Annotated in this window: 1 protein-coding gene; it reads right to left on the bottom strand. The window is 67.2% G+C overall.

Translation table 11 applies throughout. From position 1 onward, the window contains the following. Window positions 1-42 precede the first annotated feature (42 nt). Window positions 43-192, bottom strand: coding sequence for a hypothetical protein (locus MFF64_RS36925; protein WP_238194009.1), 150 nt, complete (start codon window positions 190-192; stop codon window positions 43-45). Window positions 193-268 lie beyond the last annotated feature (76 nt).

Here is a 268-nt window from a genome sequence, read left to right as displayed (position 1 = left end):
CCGCCTTAGCGGGGGCTCCTCTCCTCGGACCGGTCCTAGGCGTTATGCGTCGTCCTCCACGTCCGTCTCCGCGTCCGTGGCTATCTCCTCGGGCTCCTCGTCCTCGTCCCGCTCGGTCAGGAAGGCATTCCAGTCCAGTCCTGGGGTGCCAAGGCGGCGCCGGATGGTGGGGTTTTCAAAGAAGTCAGGCATGGCTCACGCAGCCGTGGTCGGAGCCAGGAGCGCGCGTAGACGCTCCAATTGCTCGGGAGTCAGAGCGGGGGCAGCG

It is taken from the genome of Methylobacterium frigidaeris (assembly GCF_022179185.1).
GTDB lineage: Bacteria > Pseudomonadota > Alphaproteobacteria > Rhizobiales > Beijerinckiaceae > Methylobacterium > Methylobacterium frigidaeris.
Note: the sequence above shows the minus strand (reverse complement) of the source record. Positions and strands in the feature narration are given on the sequence as shown.